This is a genomic window from Pseudomonas sp. PDM10, from assembly GCF_014852295.1.
GTDB lineage: Bacteria > Pseudomonadota > Gammaproteobacteria > Pseudomonadales > Pseudomonadaceae > Aquipseudomonas.
Genome location: NZ_JACVBJ010000002.1, coordinates 697827 through 718109, shown reverse-complemented (window position 1 = coordinate 718109; position 20283 = coordinate 697827). Strand labels below are relative to the sequence as shown.

Here is a 20283-nt window from a genome sequence, read left to right as displayed (position 1 = left end):
ACGACTGATAAAAAGAGAATCCAGTGAAATCGACTTATTCGCTCGAACAACTGCTGTCTTATATACGGCAACACTCAAACTTTACCGCCAGCAACTGGAACACTTACCAGCGCAGGGCATTAAGTTACAAGATATACCGCTCACCAACGCGGTGGACTATTGGGCTGATAGCCATGACTTGAGTCATTGGCCGGTTCTGACCGCAAAGGTCGACGATGCGCTGTTGTTTCAAACCGGCGGAACAACCAGCCAGGGCAAACTGTCCGTTTACACCTATAGCGAATGGCAAGAACTGGTCAGTGCATTTGGAGAAAGCTTCTCCTCTCAACTGAATGACGGCGACCGTGTCGCCAATCTGTTCTTTTCCGGAGATCTTTACGCCAGTTTTCTGTTCATCCACGACTCCCTGGCACACGTCAGGCGATCCATCTGCGAGTTTCCGTTTACCGGACACGCCGAGCTGGACGCACTGGCCGATGCGATTGATCAGCATCAGATCAACGTGCTGGTCGGCGTCCCGGCACAGTTGCTGCGATTCGCTGCCTATCTGAACCAGCATCGGCGAGTACTGTGCGGGGTTGATACGTTGCTGTATGGCGGCGAAAGCCTGTTTGCCCAGCAGGTGACAATCCTCACCGACGTATTTCCCAACGTGCGCATTGCGTCCATTGGCTACGCCAGTGTAGACGCCGGCCTTATCGGGGCCAGCGGCCGCGACTGCGCCTTGGGCGAGCATCGGGTGTTTGAACCACAAACCGTGCTGGAGATCGTCGATGAACTCACCGGTGAAGTCATCGAAGAATGCGATCGCACCGGATTATTGGTGGTGACCAATCTGACTCGCCGGCTCATGCCACTGCTGCGTTATCCGGTGGGCGACCGTGCGTGCTGGCGCGAACCCGGCTCAACCCCGAAGCGAAAATTCGCCCTCAAGGGACGTAGCGCGCACAGCCAGCGAGTGCGCGTCGGGGTGCTGTCGCTGCTGATCGATGACATCCAGCAGATCGTCCAGCGCATTGCCCACAACGACCAATGGCAATTGCTGATCGAACATGACGGCTACAAAGATATTTTGAGTGTGAAGTGGGTGCCCTCGGCGCTATCAATGGCCACCGTGCCGGTGTGCCAAGCGTTGTACGCGGCGCTGGTTGAACACTATCCCGCCATCGAGGAACTGTGCCGCGAAGGCCTGTTGGAGTTGCGAGTGTTGTCCTGTGCGGTCACCGCATTGAAGCTTCACCCACGCTCCGGCAAACAACTGCGGGTCCTGGACTTGCGCGTGTATGACGCACTGTCGCCGGAGCCCGCATGATGCCGCATTTGATTTTTCGACCCTATCGGCCATCCGATGCACGTGCCGTGAGCCAGTTGTTTCGCGAGGTCTACGGCGATCATTACGTGCAACCGGATGTTTACTTGCCGAACATGATCAATCAGCACAATGCCGAGGGGCGCTGGAAGTCGATGCTGGCGGTGGACGACGTACGCGTTCTGGGGCATGCCGCGTTGTGCCATGACACACCTGCGGACACCACCGAGCTGGCCCTCAGTGTGGTGCATCCCGCCGCTCAGGGGCAGAGTATCGCGACCCGCCTGGGACGGGAGTTGCTGTCGCGGTCAGGTTCCATGGGGTTCAAGAGCGTCTCGATCAAACAAGTGACACACCATCCCTACACGCAACGCATGGCAGCAAACATCGGCTTCCACAGCACGGGTTTGCTTCCTGACTACGTCCCTTCGCCCTTCGCTGAGCCGCTGCCGGAAACCATCGTGATGGGTTGTCATGTCGTCGAAGGACATACGCGTCCACTCCCCGACATCCCATGGCCTGACAGCTGCCGGGGGTTTATGCAGCACCTGTGTTCCGTGTTCGGGACTCATCCGGACACGACGTCTTCTCTGCCCTTGCAACTCAAGCAACACCATAAAAGATTCGACATGGTCATTCAGCGTTTGACCAAACGTCTGCTTGAGCAGATCCGGCAGTTGCCCAGGCACTGGCTGATCTCGACCAAACTTCAGTTGTCACGGCACTTTGCCCAGGACTTTCGCAATTTGGCGGCCCTTGGCTTCACCTTTACCGGGCTGATGCCTGCATCAAACACCCATGGGTGGTTCGCACTGTTTCATCGAGGGGTACAGTCTCGTCACCTCAACCTGCACTGCCCGCACATGCAACGCTTGCATGACGATTTACAGCAAAACGCCAACATGCAAAGTAGCGCCGAAGCGCTGAACAGAGCCCGCTCAGCCGCGTGAGTCTTTTCGATAAAAGTCATTGCCCGGCTGCGCACAAAGCTCCACCAGCCAGTCGACAAACACCCTCACCCGCCGGGACAACTGGCGGTGTGGCGGGTAAAGCGCCGCCAGTGGCATCCCCGGTGTCGGCACCGTCCTGAGGACTTCACACAAACGGCCTTCGCTCAGCTGGCGGGCTACGTGGTAATACGGGGTCTGGACCAGACCATACCCCGCCTCACAAGCGGCCAGGTAACCATCGGCGCTGTTGACCGAGACTTGCTTGGGCAGATTAATGAGCTGAACCTGATCATCTACCATGAATTCCAGCCCAAAACGCTTGCCATTGCTGCTGGAGAAATACTCCACCATCTGATGGCCTTCAAGGTCAGCCAGACACTGAGGCGTCCCGAATCGCTTCAAGTAGTCGGGGCTGGCACACGTGACCTGGTCCAGCATGGCCAACGGCCGCGCCACCAGTGAATCGTCCAGTGAGTCGCCGCCCCGCAATACGCAATCGACGCCTTCGCGTATCAGGTCGACAGGCCGGTCGTTCAAGCCGATTTCCAGCTCGATCAAGGGATATCGAGCAGTAAATTGCGGTAATGCCGGGATCACCATCAAGCGTCCCACGCCCGCCGGCATGTCAACGCGCAACAGCCCCTTGGGGTTATTGCGTGCAGCGCTGAACACCGCTTCGGTTTCCTCCAGGTCTGCCAGCAACCGTACGCAACGAGGGTAATAGGCCGCTCCATCGAGCGTCAGGCTGATCTGCCGCGTCGTGCGTTGCAGCAACTGCACACCGAGATGCGCCTCTAGCTGCTTGATCAGAATGGTCACTGAGGCCCGGGGTAATTGCAGGCTATCCGCCGCCTTGGCGAAACCGCCCAGCTCGACGATTCGGGTGAACACGCGCATCGCGTTAAAACGGTCCATTGCTTCTGCTTACCGGCTGATTATTTAGAAATGACGAACAGTGATAGCAGTTTTAGCCGGTTTATCTTGTTTCTGTCGAGGTCAACAATGGACGCCACATTCACAGGGAGCTGATTTCATGCAAACACGTCAACTGGGCAAAAACGGTCCACTCGTCAGCGCGATGGGTCTGGGCTGCATGGGCATGACCGATTTCTACACGACGGGCGTGGACATCCGCGAAGCCACCGCCACTCTGCACCGCGCGCTGGAGCTGGGGATCAACCTGCTCGACACCGCCGACATGTACGGCCCGCACACCAACGAGGAGCTGATCGGCAAGGCCATCGTCGGCAAGCGCGACCAGGTGTTTCTGGCCAGCAAATTCGGGATCGTCCGCGACCCGAGCAATCCGGTAGCGCGGGGCGTCAACGGCCGACCGGAGTACATTCGCGCCTCTATCGACGGCACCCTCAAGCGCCTCGGTGTCGAGACCCTGGATTTGTACTACCAGCACCGCATCGATCCGCAGGTGGCCATCGAGGAAACCGTCGGTGCCATGGCCGACCTGGTGAAAGCCGGTAAGGTTCGGTACCTGGGGTTGAGCGAGGCCTCGGTCGCAACGCTTGAGCGGGCACACAAGGTTCATCCGATCAGTGCGCTGCAAAGTGAGTATTCGTTGTGGAGCCGTGACCAGGAGGAAAACGGTTGTCTGGCTGCGTGTCAGCGCCTGGGGGTTGCCTTCGTCCCCTACAGCCCTTTGGGCCGTGGCTTTCTCACCGGCGCGCTGAAAAGCCCTGATGATTTCGCGGCAGACGACTACCGGCGCTTCAGCCCGCGTTTTCAAGGCGAGAATTTCGCCAAAAACCTGTTGCTGGTGCGGCAAGTGCAGGACCTGGCCGCAGAAAAAGGCGTGACCGCCGGCCAACTGGCGCTGGCATGGGTACTGGCTCAGGGCGATTACGTGATTCCGATTCCGGGAACCAAACAGCGTAAATACCTGGAAGAAAATGTGGCCGCGCTGGATGTGAAGCTCAGCGGCGAAGACTTGCAAGCGCTGGAAGCGATATTCCCGGTCAATGCCACGGCTGGCTTACGTTACCCGGAAGAAGTCATGGAGTTGCTTGACCGGTAACCGATACCTGGCCCATTCGACACGTTGAGTGGGCCAGGGCAATCGGGCGTCACGCCTTGGAGCTGACGCCCTTGTCGGTCGGCACCGTCGTTCCGTTACCCTTGCCGTAAGTGTGTAAATTTTGCAGCACGTAGATCGCCGTCTTGTATTCCGGGATCAGGCCGACAGCGTACTTGTCACCCCTGATACTGTTGTTCTGAATCGTGTCCAGTTGCGTGGCGAAATACTCCAGTGCGTTGAATTTCGCATCCGGGTCTTTCTGAACCCCAAACCGGTCAAACTTGTCACCGGCATTCATTAGCGTCATCGACGTAATATCGGAAATCAGGCCTTTACCTCTCAAGAAGGCGCTGAGATTGCCCAGTTGTTTGGCGGTGACATTTTCCGGGTCGAAACCTTTGATGTTCCTGTGCAGTTTCTGCTCATCCATTTTCGCGGTGTTCAGCAACGTTGGATTGGTACCCACCAATGCCAGCATCTGCTTGACCCTGGCGCTTTGCGTCACAGGCTTGCCGGCGCCCGTGTCCTTGACCAGCAAACCTGCCTTGGCCGTCCAGGCCCCGGTATAGCCGATAGTCATGACCGAACTCCCGACTGCGTTAACTGATGCAGCCGTCCGTGTGAGGCGACCATAAAAAGTTCCTTGTTTAGTCTGGTTTAGAGCGGGCGAGTATCAGTCTGGCCACTGGCCACACCAACAATTATTTCCGATTTTTACAATTCTCGTACATTTACGATACAACCGGGCAAGTGCCCTGTTTCATTGGTCTATACATTAATTTGGAAAGTGGTACAGACACTAAACATGTACTACTAACCTATTGGTTAGTTAGTTTGTATCCATTACGACACCTCTCAATGCGCACCGTCCGTCACCGCGTGGCGATCCCCTGAGTGCTGTCCCCGGCCCTCAGCAGCCAACCTGACAATCTTGTAATGTGCGCCTCATCTGACTGACAGCTTTGATCTACGATGATCAAGGCTGCCCGGCTTTGTATTACTTCGAAACACTCCTTGGATGCCTGGCCAAAAAAAATGGTCAGAATGCATTTTTTTGGCCGCAATTCGAGACGAGATTCCCCATGCGAACCCACCTGCGTCTGGTCGCCCTGAGCGCCCTGTTCATTTCCTCCCTGGCCCAGGCCGCCGACCTGATCCCGATCGAGGTTCACCGCGATGCCAATTGCGGTTGCTGCAAAAAATGGATCAGCCATCTGGAAGCCAACGGCTTCAAAGTCGACGATCACGTCGAAGCCAATATGAGCGAATTCAAGCAACAGCACGGCGTGCCTCCGCGCCTGGCGTCGTGCCATACCGGCTTGATCAACGGCAAATTCGTTGAAGGTCATGTCCCCGCCGATCAGGTGCTGGCCTTGAGCAAGCGCAACGATCTGTTGGGCGTTGCCGCCCCCGGCATGCCCATGGGTTCACCCGGCATGGAAATGGACGGCATGAGTGATGCGTATCAAGTGATTGGTCTGAAAAAAGACGGCACTGACGTCGTGGTGGCGGACTACCCCGCCCATTGATGTTCGGTGCGTACATCGGGCTGTTCTTCGTCGCATTCGGCGCAGCCACCCTGCTGCCCTTGCAGTCCGAAGCGGTATTGGTGGGGCTGTTGCTCAGCGGCAAGTATTGGCTCTGGTCGCTGCTCGCCGTAGCGACATTGGGCAATGTTCTGGGGTCACTGCTGAACTGGTGGCTGGGGCGCGGTATCGAGCGGTTTCGTGATCGGCGCTGGTTTCCGGTCAGCCCGCGCCATCTGGAAAAAGCCCGAGTCCATTATCAGCGTTACGGTCATTGGTCGTTGCTGCTGAGCTGGGTGCCTGTGATCGGTGATCCGCTTACCCTGGTGGCCGGCGTGATGCGCGAGCCGCTGGGGCGATTCCTGCTGATCGTGACCCTTGCCAAAGGCGCCCGTTATGGTGTGCTGGCCATGGCCACAGTGGGCTGGATGGGTTGAACGATCATCCACGGCGATTGCCTGTGTTTAATGTCGCCCTAATCATGCCGATCCAGCATCGGCCGATTTCCAATGGAGTTCGCCCATGTCCCTCACCCGCTGGCTGCCCGGCCTGCTGCTGACCGCTGCATTGCCTGTCATCGCCCACGCCGAAGGCCCGGAATACGGGCCGGAGCTGCAAGGTTTCAAGTATCCCTACACGGTCAAGCATTTCGCCTTTGAGTCCCAGGGAAAATCCCTGCAAATGGGTTATATGGATGTCGCCGCCCACGGCAAGGCCAATGGACGCAGCGTGGTGTTGATGCACGGCAAGAATTTCTGCGGTGCCACCTGGGACAGTTCGATCAAGGCCCTGAGTGAGGCCGGTTACCGGGTCATTGCCCCGGATCAGATCGGTTTCTGCACCTCCAGCAAACCCGACCATTATCAATACAGCTTCCAGCAACTGGCGACCAACACCCAGCAATTGCTCAAGGCCCTCGGCATTCAAAAGGCCAGTGTTCTCGGGCACTCCACCGGCGGCATGCTCGCCACTCGCTATGCGCTGCAATACCCCGATCAAGTCGAACAACTGGCACTGGTCAACCCCATCGGCCTGGAAGACTGGAAAGCCCTCGGCGTGCCCTATCGCACGGTTGATCAATGGTATGAGCGCGAGCTGAAACTCACCGCCGACGGCATTCGCACCTATGAACGCAACACCTATTACGGCGGCCGCTGGAAGCCGGAATTCGATCGTTGGGTAGACATGCTCGCCGGGCTGAACAAAGGACTGGGGCATACGCAGGTGGCGTGGAATTCGGCGCTGATCTACGACATGATCTTCACCCAACCGGTGTACTACGAGTTCAAGGACCTGAAGATGCCGACCCTGCTGCTGATCGGTACATCCGACACCACGGCCATCGGCAGCGACATTGCACCACCCGAGGTCAAGGCGAAACTCGGTCACTATGACGTCCTCGGCAAGCAGGTGGCGAAACTGATTCCCCGCTCGACGCTGGTCGAATTCCCCGGCATGGGCCACGCGCCGCAAATGGAAGAACCGGCGCAATTCCACCAGGCCCTGCTCGCCTGGCTGAACAAAACCAACCCCGTTCATTGATGAGGTAAGGCTGATGGCAGTGCAGATTGCGGTGATTGATGACTGGCAGGACGTGGCCCGTGACGTGGTGGACTGGTCGGTGCTGGACGACATCGGTGAAGTGAGCTTCCTCCATGACTACCCTGCCGACAACGAAACCCTGGCGGCACGGCTGGGCGAGTTCGAGGTGATCTGCGTGATGCGCGAGCGCACCCGGTTCGATGAGGACCTGCTGCGGCGCTTACCGAAACTCAAGCTGCTGGTCACCGGCAGCATGCGCAACGCCGCCCTGGACCTGAAAGCCGCCGCTGCGCTGGGCATTCAGGTTTGTGGCACTGACAGCTACAAGCACGCCGCGCCGGAACTGACCTGGGCGCTGATCATGGCGGCGACCCGCAACCTGGTGGTCGAAGCCAACGCTCTGCGCGCAGGTGGATGGCAGCAAAGCCTGGGTGGCGACCTGCACGGCAAGACCCTGGCGATCCTGGGTCTGGGCAGCATCGGCACCCGCGTTGCCCGCTTCGGTCAAGTATTCGGCATGCGGGTGATTGCCTGGAGCGAGAACCTGAACGCCGAACGCGCAGCCGAAGTCGGCGTGACCTACGTCAGTAAACAGGAACTGTTCGAACAGGCCGATGTGCTCTCGGTCCATCTGGTGCTCAGCGAGCGTAGCCGCGGCTTGGTGGACGCCCAGGCGCTGGACTGGATGAAGCCCTCGGCGCTGCTGGTCAACACGGCGCGCGGTCCGATTGTCGATGAGGCAGCGTTGATCAAGGCGTTGCAGAAACGGCGACTGGCCGGTGCTGCGCTGGATGTCTTCGAGCAGGAACCCTTGCCGCCTCATCATCCGTTCAGAACCCTGGACACTGTGCTGGCCACGCCCCACGTCGGGTATGTCAGCCAGCAGAACTATCACCAGTTTTTCTCGCAGATGATTGAGGACATTCAGGCCTGGTCTGCGGGAGAACCGATCCGCGTACTGAGCTGATACCGAGTCATCGTTCTTCGTCGGAACGCCGCCCGGAGCAAGCCCGCTCCCACATTGATTTTGTGAACGACACAGATCAAATGTGGGAGCGGGCTTGCTCGCGAATGGCCTCCCACCGATTTAACTGCCCTTCACCGCTACAAACGCCACCGTCTCATAAGGAACCGTCACTACGTCCCTTCCACGAAGTTCAGGCTCCCCGGCAATCAGCGCTCTCAACTGTGCATCAACCTTCGCCCTCGATTTGAGCTTTCCTTGCACAGACCGCCAGAAACAAATGAATAATTGTTCAGCCTGTGGTGTTCACCTTGCATCGCCCCTGAGAACTAACCTGTGGAGCATCGCCCATGAACACCCGTTTCTCTGCGTTAACTGTCCAGTTGCTGTTGGCAGTCGCATTGTCCAGTTCGCTGGCGTTCGCCAATGGTGGTGGCGATGACGCCCCCGCAAAACCCAATTGCCCCAAAGGGCAGGTCTTCGACTCCCGGTCGCAAAAATGCCTCAGGCAAACCAGCAGCCTGGTCCCGGACGCCGACCGCACCGATTACGCCTATCGCCTGGCCAAGGGCGGTCGCTATGAGGAAGCGCTGGCCCTGCTCGACACCCTCAAACAGCCAAACACCGCCAAGGCTTTGAACTATCGCGGCTACGCCACGCGTAAACTGGGGCGCACCGACGAAGGCATCAGCTATTACCTGCAATCGGTCAAACTTGACCCGCACTACGCGCAAGTTCGCGAATACCTCGGCGAAGCGTATGTGATCAAAGGTCGGCTGGACCTCGCTCAGGAACAGTTGCAGCAGATCAAATCCATCTGCGGCAGCACCACCTGCGAGGAATACCAGGACCTGGCCGAAGCCATCAATGATTCATCGCAAACCTGACACACCGAGCAGACGGAGGTCGCCATCGCCAGCGATCAGGCAATACGGGCAGAACTGGGCCAGCACCTGGCGCGTTTATGGCGCTACGGCCTGCTGCTGTCCCGGCAACGGCATGTCGCCGAAGACCTGGTGCAGGCCACCTGCGTGCGGGCGCTTGAACGTGCCGGGCAGTTTGTCCCGGGCACCCGCATGGACCGCTGGTTGATGAGTATTCTGCATTCGATTTGGCTCAACGAAGTTCGCTCCCGAAGAGTGCGTCATGGACAGGGGCTGGTGGATGCCGACAACGCCTTGTCGTTCGATGGTGAATACGCGGCACAAACCCATGTCCTCGCGACTCAGGTGATCAGGCGCGTGGATGCCCTGCCCGAATCCCAGCGGGAAACGGTGTTTCTCGCCTATGTCGAAGGTTTGTCCTACCGCGAAGTGGCCGACGTGCTCGACGTGCCCATCGGCACCGTCATGAGCCGCCTGGCTGCGGCACGCGCGAAACTGGCCGAGTACCCGCCATTGCACACCGTGCCGAACCCTTCCACTGGAGAACGTCGATGAACGATCACGCCCGCCCGACGTTCCCCTCGGATGAGCAACTGGTGGCCTATCTCGACGACCAGCTCGACAGCGAACAGCGCACCCGCATCGACGCGGCCATCCTTGAAGACCCAACGCTCAACCTGCGCCTGCAATGGCTGGCCCGCAGCAGCCTGCCATTCAAGGAGGCCTACGATGAATTGGGTCGACAGGCGCCCGTGGACCGTTTGCAATCGATGCTCGACACCTTGCCTTCACCTGAACGCCCGGCCATGAATCGGCGCTGGTTTCTCGCCGCGGCCGCCGGATTGGTGGCGAGTGGCGTGGTGGCGGATCGGCTGTTCCTCGGTTGGCAGTTGAGCCAGCAAAAGAACAACTGGCGCGCTCTGGTGGCCGAGTACATGTCGCTCTACGTGCCGCAAACCCTGGACCACTTGCCCACTGACGAAGCCGCTCAGCGGGTGCAACTGCGGACCATCGATGCGCGTCTGGGCCTGAATCTTGTGCCGGCACAACTGGCCTTGCCACGCTCCGAGTTCAAGCGCGCGCAAATCCTCGAGTACGACGGGGTCGCCATTGCCCAAATCACCTATCTGGACCCGGCGCACGGCCCCATGGCGCTGTGCGTCACCCGCTCCAACAGCGGCAGCCGGCATTTCGCCCAGGAGCGCCGGTACGGGATGAACATTGTCTATTGGGCTGACATGCAACATGCCTGGATGTTGATCGGGCATAACCCGGTGGCGGAACTGGAGGACATGGCGAAATTGTTGCGCTCACGTCTCAACGTCTGAACGACGTTGCAACTAACACCGAGCTCCTGTGGCGAGGGGATTTATCCCCGTTCGGCGGCGAAGCCGTCGTAATCCATTGAACGCGGTGTTGCTGGAAAAACAGGGGCCGCTTCGCAGCCCAACGGGGATAAATCCCCTCACCACAGCCTCGCAGGCTCGGCAGCTGCTACAAAAAACGCGTCAGGCTGAGGTGGGCAACCACAAACGGAACCGTGCCCCACCCAACGGCGACACTTCGACTGTGAGCGTGCCGCCCTGAGCTTCCAACGCCCGCCGACTGATTGCCAACCCCAGACCAAACCCGCCCGTGGCGCGATCCCGACTGCGATCCAGCCGATAGAACGGTTCGAAAATCCGCTCCCGCTCCTCATCCGGAATACCGATCCCGTCATCGTCCACCCAGATTTCAGCCCCCTTGGCACACACCTGCACACCAATCTGAATGCGTTTTTCGCAGTAGCGCATCGCATTGCGCAGCAGGTTCTGAATAGCGCGAGCCGTCAGCCTTGGGTCGAGGATGAAGCGTTCAAGTTGTCCGTGCAGGAGCACATCGATAACGATGTCCGGGGATTCCAGTTCTTCGTCGACGCTGCCAAGGATGCTGTCGATAAACTCATCCAGCGACACCTCGACCCGCTCCGGCAGCCGCGCCGGGTTTTGCAGGCGGCTGTAGGACAACAGTTCCAGCACCAGCTCATCGAGTTCGCGAATGTGCGCGACCAGACCTTGCAGACGCTCGCGACTGGCAGCAGGCAAATCGTCGGACAGCGCCAGCGCCAGGCCGAAATCCAGTCGTGTCAGGGGCGTGCGCAATTCGTGAGAGACGGCATTGAGCAGGTCCCGCTGCTGGTTGAGCAGATTCTCGATATCGCCAGCCATGGTGTCGAAGACGTTGGCCAGGCTACCGATGTTGGAGCTTTTGGAAATCTGTGTGCGCTCGCTCAAGTGGCCCTTGCCGAAACGTTCAGCCGTACCTTTGAGGCGTTCCAGGTCGCGCCAGTGCGGGCGCAACCACAGCAACAGACAGGCGAGCATGGTCGCGCCGATCAGCACGTTGATGCTCCAGTACAACAGGCTGACGTCCATCGGGTCCGGCGGCACGACCATCTCCACCACCGTCCGCTCGTTCAGCGGCGACACCGCCAAGGTGCGCCAGCCCCAGTCGCCAATGCGCACGACGTTCTCGCCACGCTGCAAACGCTTGCGCTCATCAGCGGTGAAATCGGCATCGTCGTTACCGGTCAGGACGATGTGCAGCGGCTGGAATTCCTTGTCCATCTCCGCGGCCAAGGCCGGCCACTGCTCCGGGGGCACGGCGTGAAACTGTTTGACGATGAGGGTTTGCAGCCCGCGGGAATAGTCGAGGTTGTAGGTGACAAAGCGTTCCTGGAAGACCTTGATCACCACGTCAGGCACCAGATAGATCGCCGCGCTGTACGAGACGATGGTCACCAGATACAGGCGAAACAGGATTCTGAACATCGACTCAGCATTCCCACTCGGAACGGCTGAACAGGTAACCCTTGCCCCACACGGTCTTGATCTTGCGCGCCTCGCCGGCGTGGTCGTCGAACTTGCGCCGCAGCTTGGAAATCGCCACGTCTACCGAGCGGTCGGTGCCATTGAACTCGATGCCGCGCAGGCGTTGCAGAATCTGGTCACGACTGAGCACTTCACCGGCATGCCGGGCGAGTACCACCAGCAGGTTGTATTCACCGCTGGACAGTTCGACCAATTGCTCGCGCCAGGTCACGGTGCGCTCGGACAGGTCGATGCACAGATTGCCCATCAGAATGCGGTCGTTGGCCGTCTGCGGTTCAATCAGGCTGCTGCGCCGCAGCAACGTTCGCACTCGGGCCAGCAATACGCGCGGTTCGCAGGGTTTGGTGACGTAGTCGTCGGCGCCCATTTCCAGGCCCAGCACCTGATCGTGACTGTCGTCGCGGGCGGTGAGCATCAGAATCGGCAACGTGGCCGAATCGGCGCGCAGCAAGCGGCAGACTTGCAGGCCATCGAGCCCCGGCAGCATCAGGTCGAGGATCACCAGGTCCGGCGGATTGACCCGCGCACGTTCGCGCACATGGTCACCACGGCTGATCACGCTGACGCTATAGCCGTTGCGTTCCAGGTAGCTGGCAATCAATTCGGAGAGCGCGGTGTCGTCTTCGACCAGGAGGATGTTGGGCATGGGTGTTTCCAGGGAGTGCAGTGGTGCCTGGTCCGGCCTCTTCGCGAGCAAGCCCGCTCCCACATTGGATCTGTGGTGTTCACAAATCCCCTGTGGGAGCGGGCTTGCTCGCGAAGGCGGCCTGGCAGGCGCATACGTAATCAAGCCGTCAAGGATATACGCCCTCACGCCCGCCTGAGTAAAACCCTTACACAATTTCACACAGCGCCTACAAAGCTTCACCGCTACCCTCGTCGCCTCCCCGTAGGATGCGGGGGGTCATTATTGGGGTATTACATGTCAAAGAATCTGCTTGCCAGGCTCAGCCTGATTGCACTGGCGGTGACGCTGAGCGCTTGTGACAAGGCCTCGACGGCCGAAGAACAGGCACCTCTGGCCACGGTTCGCATTGAAACCATCCAGGCCCGCCCCCTGTCGATCACCAGTGAACTCAGCGGGCGGATTGCCGCGCCACGCATTGCCGAAGTCCGCGCCCGGGTTGCCGGTGTGGTGCTGCAACGGGCGTTCCGTGAAGGCAGTGATGTGAAAAAAGGTGAAGTGTTGTTCCGTATCGACCCGGCGCCGTTCAAGGCCGACCTGGACAGCGCTGAAGCGGCGCTGCGCAAAGCTGAAGCCAATGCGTTCCAGGCGCGCTTGCAAGAGCAGCGTTACGCGCAGTTGATCGAAGGCAATGCCATCAGCGGTCAGGACTATGACAACGCCCGGGCCAGTGCCCGGCAAACGGCTGCCGACGTCGCCGCGAACAAAGCCGCCGTGGAACGGGCGAAACTCAACCTGGGTTACGCCACCGTCACAGCGCCGATCTCCGGGCGCATCGGCCGCGCATTGGTGACCGAAGGCGCACTGGTCGGGCAGAACGAAACCACACCGCTGGCATTGATCCAGCAACTGAACCCGATTCACGCCGACCTCACCCAATCGACCCGCGAACTCAACGACCTGCGCCGGGCGTTCCGTTCCGGCCACTTGCAGCAGGTCGGTCAGGACCAGGTAAAAGCCACGCTGATCCAGGACGACGGCAGTCTCTATCCGTTGCCCGGCAAGTTGCTGTTCGCCGACATCACCGTCGACCCCGGCACCGGTCAGATCATTCTGCGCAGCGAATTCCCCAACCCGGACCTCGACTTGCTGCCGGGCAGCTTCGTGCGCGTGCGTCTGGAGCAAGCGGTCAACCAACAAGGCATCAGCGTGCCGCAACGGGCCATCCAGCGTGACAGTGCCGGTATTGCCCAAGTGCTGTTGCTCGACGCCGAGCAGCGGGTCGGCCAGCAACCGGTCGAACTGGGCGCCGTGCAGAACGATCGCTGGATTGTCACCAGCGGCCTCAAGCCCGGCGACCGCATCGTCACCGAAGGCCTGCAGCACGCCCGTCCCGGCGAAAAAGTGCAGATCGACGACACCCCTCTTCCACTTGCCCAGGCTTCTGGTCAGTAAGCAGGACGCTTCTTTATGCCGCAGTTCTTTATCGATCGCCCGGTGTTCGCCTGGGTGGTTGCCCTGTTCATCCTGTTGGCCGGCGCCCTGGCCATTCCACAGTTGCCGGTGGCGCAATACCCCAACGTCGCGCCGCCGAAAGTCGAAATCTACGCCGTGTACCCTGGTGCTTCGGCGCAAACCGTGGACGAAAGCGTGGTCAGCCTGATCGAGGAAGAACTCAATGGCGCCGACCATCTGCTGTATTTCGAATCCCAGAGCAGCCTCGGCAGCGCCACCATCACCGCCACGTTCCAGCCGGGCACTGACCCGGAAATGGCGCAGGTCGATGTGCAAAACCGCCTGAAAGTGGTCGAGTCGCGTCTGCCTCAAGCGGTGACGCAGCAGGGCTTGCAGGTGGAGAAAGTTTCCGCCGGCTTCCTGCTGCTGATCACCCTCACCTCCAGCGACGGCAAGCTCGACGACGTGGCGCTCAGCGATTACCTGGCGCGCAACGTGATGAACGAGATCAAGCGTCTGGACGGCGTCGGCAAGGCGCAGTTGTATGGCGCCGAACGGGCCATGCGAATCTGGATCGACCCGCAGAAGTTGATTGGTTTCAACCTGACCCCGGCCGACGTCAACGCCGCCATCGTCGCGCAGAACGCTCAAGTCTCTGCCGGCAGCATCGGCGATTTGCCGACCCGCACCACCCAGGAAATCACCGCGACCATTCTGGTCAAAGGCCAGTTGTCGACGCCGGAAGAATTCGCCGATATCGTCCTGAAAGCCAATCCCGATGGCTCCACTGTGCGCATCAAAGACGTGGCGCGTGTCGAGATCGGCAGTCAGGAATACCAGTTCTCCACCCGCCTTAACGGCAAACCGTCGACCGCCGTCAGTGTGCAACTGGCACCGGGCGCCAATGCCTTGAGTACCGCCACGTTGGTGCGGGCGAAGATGGACGAACTGGCGCGCTACTTCCCGGCTGGCGTGGAATACAAGATCCCGTACGACACCTCGCCCTTCGTCAAAGTCTCGATCACCAAAGTGGTTTACACCCTCGGCGAGGCGATGTTGCTGGTGTTCGCCGTGATGTTCCTGTTCCTGCAAAACATCCGCTACACGCTGATCCCGACCCTGGTGGTGCCGGTGGCGCTGATGGGCACCTTCGCGACCATGTTGGCTCTGGGGTTTTCGATCAACGTGCTGACCATGTTCGGCATGGTGCTGGCAATCGGCATCCTGGTGGATGACGCGATTGTGGTGGTGGAGAACGTCGAGCGAATCATGGCCACCGAAGGCCTGTCGCCCAAAGAGGCCACGCGCAAGGCGATGAAGCAGATCACCGGGGCGATCATCGGCATCACGCTGGTGCTGGTCGCGGTGTTCATTCCGATGGCGTTCATGCAAGGGTCGGTCGGGGTGATTTACCGGCAGTTCTCCTTGTCGATGGCGACGTCGATTCTGTTCTCGGCGTTCCTCGCCCTGACCTTGACCCCGGCGTTGTGCGCGACGCTGCTCAAGCCGATTGCCAAGGGCGAGCATCACGAGAAGCGCGGGTTCTTTGGCTGGTTCAACCGGCGTTTCGAACAACTGACCGAGCGTTATCAGGGCTGGGTCGCCTATGCGTTGAAACGCACGGGCCGTTACCTGCTGATCTACGGCGTGCTGCTGATCGGATTGGGCGTGTGCTTCAGTCGCCTGCCCTCCTCGTTCCTGCCGGTGGAGGATCAGGGTTACACCATCACCGACATTCAGCTGCCACCGGGTGCAAGCAAAAACCGCACGGTGCAGGTGGTCGAGCAGATCGAAGCCCACAACGCCACTGAACCCGGCGTCGGCGACAGCACGGTGATTCTCGGTTTCAGCTTCTCCGGTAGCGGGCAGAACGCCGCGTTGGCGTTTACCACCCTCAAGGACTGGTCTGATCGGGGCAGCGACGACTCGGCCAGTTCCATTGCCAATCGCGCCAACATCGCGTTGAGCCAGATCAAGGACGCCGTAGCGTTTGCGGTACTGCCGCCGCCGGTGGATGGCCTTGGTACCTCCAGCGGTTTCGAATTCCGCTTGCAGGACCGTGGCGGTCTCGGCCATGCCACGCTGATGCAGGCGCGTAGTGAGTTGCTCGCTGCCGCCGAGAAAAGTCCGATCCTGATGAACGTGCGCGAAAGCGCCCTGGCCGAAGCGCCGCAGGTGCAACTGGAAGTCGACCGCAAACAGGCCAACGCGCTGGGCGTGTCCTTTGCCGACATTGGCAACGTGCTGTCCACCGCCGTCGGCTCGGCCTACATCAACGACTTCCCCAATCAAGGGCGGATGCAGCGGGTGGTGGTGCAGGCTGAAGGCGATCATCGCAGTCAGGTCGCCGATCTGCTGAAGATTCACGTGCGCAACAGCACCGGGGAAATGGTGCCGTTGTCGGCCTTCGTCCAGGCCAAGTGGACCCAGGGCCCGGCCCAAATGACTCGCTACAACGGCTACCCGGCGATCAGCATTTCCGGTGAACCGTCGCCCGGTCACAGCACCGGCGAAGCCATGGCGGAAATCGAGCGTCTGGTGGCCCAAGGGCCGGCGGGGTTGGGGCAGGAATGGACCGGGTTGTCATTGCAGGAGCGCTTGTCCGGCAGCCAGGCTCCGATCCTGCTCGGTTTGTCGTTGCTGATCGTGTTCCTGTGTCTGGCCGCGTTGTATGAGAGCTGGTCGATTCCGACTTCGGTGCTGCTGGTGGTGCCGCTTGGCGTGCTCGGCGCGGTACTGGCCGTGACTTTTCGCGGGATGCCCAACGACGTGTTCTTCAAGGTTGGAATGATCACTATCATCGGGCTGTCGGCGAAGAACGCGATCCTGATCATCGAATTCGCCAAGAGTCTGTACGACGAAGGCCATGACCTGATCGACGCCACGCTGCAAGCTGCGCGTCTGCGACTGCGGCCGATTGTGATGACGTCGCTGGCGTTCATTCTGGGTGTGGTCCCGTTAGCGATTGCCACCGGGGCCAGTTCGGCGAGCCAGCAAGCCATCGGCACCGGGGTGATTGGCGGGATGATTACGGCGACGCTGGCGGTGGTGTTTGTGCCGGTGTTTTTTGTGGTGGTGATGAAACTGGTAAAAAAACGCCACGGATGAAGATCGTTCCCACGCTCTGCGTGGGAACGATCAACAGAGGGATGTTTCGTCGGCCGCGCTGGGCTAAGGTGTTTGCATACCCTGGCCCCATCGAGTTCACATGCCCTTCCTCGCCCGCACCCACCCTCGCCTCTCCTCCGCCGCCACGCTTGGCATTGCCGTGGGGATTCTGGCGCCGGCCGACTCGATCATCAGCAAAATCCTCTTCGGCTGGAACGCCGGCGTCTGGGCTTACCTGATCCTGATGCTCTGGCTCACCGCGCGCGCCAAAGCGCCGGATGTGAAACGCATTGCCGAGGTCGAAGACGAAAATGCCGGGCTGGTGCTGTTTGTTGTATGCATCGCCGCGATAGCGAGCCTGGCGACCATCGCCTTTGAACTGGCCGGCAGCAGGGAGCTGGAAACCACCCGCAAACTGTTGCACTACGGCTTTACTGCATTGACCGTGATCGGTTCATGGCTGCTGATCGGGGTGATTTTCAGCGTGCACTACGCCCGTCTGTTCTACACCTGGACGGGCAAAGACCCTGCGCTACGTTTTGCTGAAGGTCTGGCAACGCCCAACTACTGGGATTTCCTGTATTTCTCTTTCACCATCAGCGCGGCAGTCCAGACGTCTGATGTCGGCGTGGCGACTCGGGATTTGCGCAAGATTGTCCTGGCGCAGACGCTGATCGGTTTCCTGTTCAACACGGCCATTCTGGGGTTCTCGATCAACATCGCAGCGGGGCTGTTCAATTGATCCCTGCACAAACGTTCTAGTCATCACCCTCGGCGCGGGCGTTAAATAAGTCGGTAATCCGTCTCGCAGGTGCAGCATGACTTCTCACAACTGGATCGACCTGGCCCAGGACGCCGACACCGGCATCGAGACCCTGCGCGCGCATTTCGAAGGCCATGCCTACGATCCGCACTGGCATGACAGCTATCTGGTGGGCGTCACCGAACAAGGGGTTCAGCAGTTTAATTGTCGGCGAGCAAAGCACCAAAGCACGCCGGGCAAGGTGTTTCTGCTCGAACCGGGCGATATCCACGACGGCGAAGCACCGAACGAAGACGGTTTCACCTACCGCATGCTCTACCTCGACCCGCAGTGGCTGAAACGTGAACTCAGTACCGTCTTCGAAAACGCCCCCGACAACAGTCAATTGAGTTTCGCCAACACCCTGGCCAGCGACTCGCGACTCGCCCACGCCACCAGCCTGGCGTTTCAAACCCTGCATCACGGTGAGCTGAAAATCGTCCGACAGACCGCCCTCGACGGTTTGCTCGAACGCCTGACCAGTCACCTGCACTGGCGCGCCCGCTATGATGAGGATCCGCGCCTGCCGCTGGTGGCGCAGAAGGCACGGGAGTACCTGCACGCCAACGCGCAATACGACATCGGCCTCGATCAACTGGCCGCCGTCACCGGAGTTGATCGCTTCCGCCTGACCCGCGCCTTCAAGGCCGCTTATGGCATGGCACCCCACGCCTACCTCGTGCAATTGCGCCTGGCGACCGCTCGGCGAATGCTGGCCCGTGGCGAGCAACCGGCGACGGTCGCGATGGAACTGGGGTTTGCCGATCAGAGCCATCTGGGCCGCTGGTTTGTCCGGGCATATGGCTTGACGCCGGCGCTGTATCGCAAGCGCTGCTCAAATCTTCCAGACGCATGATCCGGACTTTGTGAGCATCGGTTCCTGAGATCATTCACGGAGTCTGCTGCCATGTTGTCCACCTTTCCGACCTTGCTACCTTTTATGTTGTTTGCTTTCGTCGCCTCCATCACGCCGGGGCCGACCAATATTCTGGTGCTGAGCAACAGTGCCCGGTATGGCTTCAAGGCTACTTTGCCGATTATCTTTGGTGCCTGCGCCAGCGCTGCCGTCATCGTCCTGCTGGTAGGTTATGGTTTGGGCGAATCCCTGAAACAGATTCCCTTGTTGCAATACGCCATGCAGTGGCTAGGCGTTACCTGGTTGAGCTACCTGGCCTGGCAGATTTACCATTCTGCGACCGATACCTTCGATTCCGATGTATCCGGCAATCAAAGACGTCCGCGGCTTTTGACCGCCGCAGGCCTGCAATGGATAAACCCAAAAACCTGGATGATGGCCATGGCCGTCGTCAGCGTGTTTGCCGACAATGGTGCCGATCGTTTTGATCACATCGTTTATTTGAGTTTTGCGTTTTTTGTTATAGCCCTGCCATGTATGACTGCTTGGGCAGTTCTTGGGTCGAGTGTCAATCAATGGCTTCGTTCAACCAAAGCCTTGGGAAACTTTAATCGGTCCATGGGTTTACTGCTGGCAGGTTCGACGTGGCTAAGTGTATGGGTCGGCTGATAAAACTTTCCTTTCGCTCCAAACGAGCAGATAAAAATCACATAAACAGGGCTATGTAAACTGTCAAGTCTGACAGTTTACAGCGACGCCCAATGGCGGTTTTATACCTCATCCCGGATGATTTTTTTAATAGCGGGATACCTTGTCATGACTATGGAGACCGTATTGATGAACATGATCACGCAGAAACTCAGACAGTCCGTGGGTGCTGGTAATTGTGCCGGGACAATAGACGGCAGAGAACCATTCAGCGCAGGTCTGGTGGAACTCTCGGAGCGAACTTTCCCACTGCCTCATGGCGAGGCTTATGTCATGTTTGCCCGGCAACGCGAGCCACACCCGGAATACACGACAAAAGAACTTACCCTATCGTTTTCCAAGGGGTTGGAAAATAAGTCCTACGAACTTAAACCGGATTCACATCAAGTACGCCTGACATTCGCCGATAACAGCGATCCCGCCAAACCGATTATTTATACCCAGCTCACGGGAACAGCCGATCTTGAACTTGATGAGACGTCAGGAATTTTTTCCGGAAAGCTGATAAAGGTTGTCGTCGAGAATCAAGATGATGATGTCTCTAAACAGCTGACGATTGATGTAATTTTTTCTGCAAAAGGAGCCATTGCCATGTTCCACCAACCTCGCGGTCGAACGCTAGCGGCATAATCGTTTGATCTGAAAATTAAAAAGG

General features: G+C 59.2%; 19 protein-coding genes and 2 pseudogenes. 16 read left to right on the top strand and 5 right to left on the bottom strand.

What is annotated here, in order from left to right:
- The first annotated feature begins 23 nt into the window (after nt 1-23).
- Nucleotides 24-1312 (top strand): annotated as a pseudogene (locus tag IB252_RS09900) (AMP-binding protein).
- The gene (locus IB252_RS09895; RefSeq protein ID WP_192408613.1) at nt 1312-2259 is read left to right on the top strand and encodes a GNAT family N-acetyltransferase; all 948 of its coding nucleotides are present in this window, start codon (nt 1312-1314) and stop codon (nt 2257-2259) included. The pseudogene IB252_RS09900 and the gene IB252_RS09895 overlap by 1 nt, the downstream one beginning before the upstream one ends.
- Here IB252_RS09895 and IB252_RS09890 read toward each other — a convergent pair.
- On the bottom strand, nt 2248-3174 hold the full coding sequence (locus IB252_RS09890) for a LysR family transcriptional regulator (protein WP_192408361.1): 927 nt from the start codon (nt 3172-3174) through the stop codon (nt 2248-2250). The two genes, IB252_RS09895 and IB252_RS09890, sit on opposite strands and share 12 nt — an antisense overlap.
- Before the next feature lie 118 nt (nt 3175-3292).
- Between IB252_RS09890 and IB252_RS09885 the strand changes: the two genes are divergently transcribed.
- Entirely contained in the window at nt 3293-4288 is a 996-nt protein-coding gene (locus IB252_RS09885; protein ID WP_192408360.1) for an aldo/keto reductase, read from the top strand.
- A 49-nt stretch (nt 4289-4337) separates the two neighbouring features.
- On the opposite strand, the gene IB252_RS09880 is transcribed toward IB252_RS09885, so the two are convergent.
- Complete coding sequence (locus tag IB252_RS09880) at nt 4338-4868, bottom strand: hypothetical protein (RefSeq protein WP_111450077.1); 531 nt, start codon at nt 4866-4868, stop codon at nt 4338-4340.
- Between the two features lie 502 nt (nt 4869-5370).
- Here IB252_RS09880 and IB252_RS09875 point away from each other — a divergent pair.
- The 4 genes from IB252_RS09875 (at nt 5371) to IB252_RS09860 (ending at nt 8323) form a co-directional block, all read left to right on the top strand.
- Nucleotides 5371-5817: a DUF411 domain-containing protein gene (locus IB252_RS09875; protein WP_033055117.1), complete on the top strand. Its 447-nt coding sequence runs from the start codon at nt 5371-5373 to the stop codon at nt 5815-5817.
- Nucleotides 5817-6251, top strand: a complete 435-nt coding sequence (locus tag IB252_RS09870; protein ID WP_192408359.1) for a YqaA family protein — start codon at nt 5817-5819, stop codon at nt 6249-6251. Before IB252_RS09875 ends, IB252_RS09870 begins: the two co-directional genes overlap by 1 nt.
- Nucleotides 6252-6336: 85 nt before the next feature.
- Nucleotides 6337-7356: an alpha/beta fold hydrolase gene (locus IB252_RS09865; protein ID WP_192408358.1), complete on the top strand. Its 1020-nt coding sequence runs from the start codon at nt 6337-6339 to the stop codon at nt 7354-7356.
- A gap of 13 nt (nt 7357-7369) precedes the next feature.
- Nucleotides 7370-8323, top strand: coding sequence for a D-2-hydroxyacid dehydrogenase family protein (locus IB252_RS09860; protein WP_192408357.1), 954 nt, complete (start codon nt 7370-7372; stop codon nt 8321-8323).
- A gap of 120 nt (nt 8324-8443) precedes the next feature.
- Here the strand turns inward: IB252_RS09860 and IB252_RS30135 are convergent.
- Nucleotides 8444-8563 (bottom strand): annotated as a pseudogene (locus IB252_RS30135) (SAM-dependent methyltransferase); the annotation flags it as partial.
- 107 nt (nt 8564-8670) lie between these two features.
- Between IB252_RS30135 and IB252_RS09855 the strand changes: the two are divergent.
- Genes IB252_RS09855 through IB252_RS09845 form a run of 3 tightly spaced genes read left to right on the top strand, consistent with a single transcriptional unit; the run spans nt 8671 to nt 10532 of the window.
- Nucleotides 8671-9207 carry a tetratricopeptide repeat protein gene (locus tag IB252_RS09855; RefSeq protein ID WP_192408356.1) on the top strand — a complete coding sequence of 179 codons (537 nt, stop codon included), beginning with the start codon at nt 8671-8673 and terminating at the stop codon, nt 9205-9207.
- 54 nt (nt 9208-9261) lie between these two features.
- Entirely contained in the window at nt 9262-9759 is a 498-nt protein-coding gene (locus IB252_RS09850; RefSeq protein WP_225607395.1) for a sigma-70 family RNA polymerase sigma factor, read from the top strand.
- Nucleotides 9756-10532: an anti-sigma factor family protein gene (locus IB252_RS09845; RefSeq protein WP_192408355.1), complete on the top strand. Its 777-nt coding sequence runs from the start codon at nt 9756-9758 to the stop codon at nt 10530-10532. The genes IB252_RS09850 and IB252_RS09845 overlap by 4 nt, the downstream gene beginning before the upstream one ends.
- Before the next feature lie 180 nt (nt 10533-10712).
- Here IB252_RS09845 and IB252_RS09840 read toward each other — a convergent pair whose 3' ends face one another.
- Complete coding sequence (locus tag IB252_RS09840; protein ID WP_192408354.1) at nt 10713-12014, bottom strand: ATP-binding protein; 1302 nt, start codon at nt 12012-12014, stop codon at nt 10713-10715.
- Nucleotides 12015-12018: 4 nt separating this feature from the next.
- A complete protein-coding gene (locus IB252_RS09835; RefSeq protein WP_074876325.1) occupies nt 12019-12720 on the bottom strand; it encodes a response regulator transcription factor in 702 nt (233 codons plus the stop codon).
- A 276-nt stretch (nt 12721-12996) separates the two neighbouring features.
- Between IB252_RS09835 and IB252_RS09830 the strand changes: the two genes are divergently transcribed.
- The 6 genes from IB252_RS09830 to IB252_RS09805 all read left to right on the top strand — a co-directional run bounded on the left by IB252_RS09830 (nt 12997) and on the right by IB252_RS09805 (nt 20258).
- The gene (locus IB252_RS09830; RefSeq protein ID WP_192408353.1) at nt 12997-14154 is read left to right on the top strand and encodes an efflux RND transporter periplasmic adaptor subunit; all 1158 of its coding nucleotides are present in this window, start codon (nt 12997-12999) and stop codon (nt 14152-14154) included.
- 15 nt (nt 14155-14169) lie between these two features.
- A complete protein-coding gene (locus IB252_RS09825) occupies nt 14170-17262 on the top strand; it encodes an efflux RND transporter permease subunit (protein ID WP_192408352.1) in 3093 nt (1030 codons plus the stop codon).
- 100 nt (nt 17263-17362) lie between these two features.
- Nucleotides 17363-18004, top strand: a complete 642-nt coding sequence (locus IB252_RS09820) for a DUF1345 domain-containing protein (RefSeq protein WP_192408351.1) — start codon at nt 17363-17365, stop codon at nt 18002-18004.
- Between the two features lie 76 nt (nt 18005-18080).
- Nucleotides 18081-18920 carry an AraC family transcriptional regulator gene (locus IB252_RS09815; RefSeq protein WP_192408350.1) on the top strand — a complete coding sequence of 280 codons (840 nt, stop codon included), beginning with the start codon at nt 18081-18083 and terminating at the stop codon, nt 18918-18920.
- 51 nt (nt 18921-18971) lie between these two features.
- The gene (locus IB252_RS09810) at nt 18972-19589 is read left to right on the top strand and encodes a LysE family translocator (protein ID WP_192408349.1); all 618 of its coding nucleotides are present in this window, start codon (nt 18972-18974) and stop codon (nt 19587-19589) included.
- Nucleotides 19590-19757: 168 nt separating this feature from the next.
- The gene (locus tag IB252_RS09805) at nt 19758-20258 is read left to right on the top strand and encodes a hypothetical protein (protein ID WP_192408348.1); all 501 of its coding nucleotides are present in this window, start codon (nt 19758-19760) and stop codon (nt 20256-20258) included.
- Nucleotides 20259-20283 lie beyond the last annotated feature (25 nt).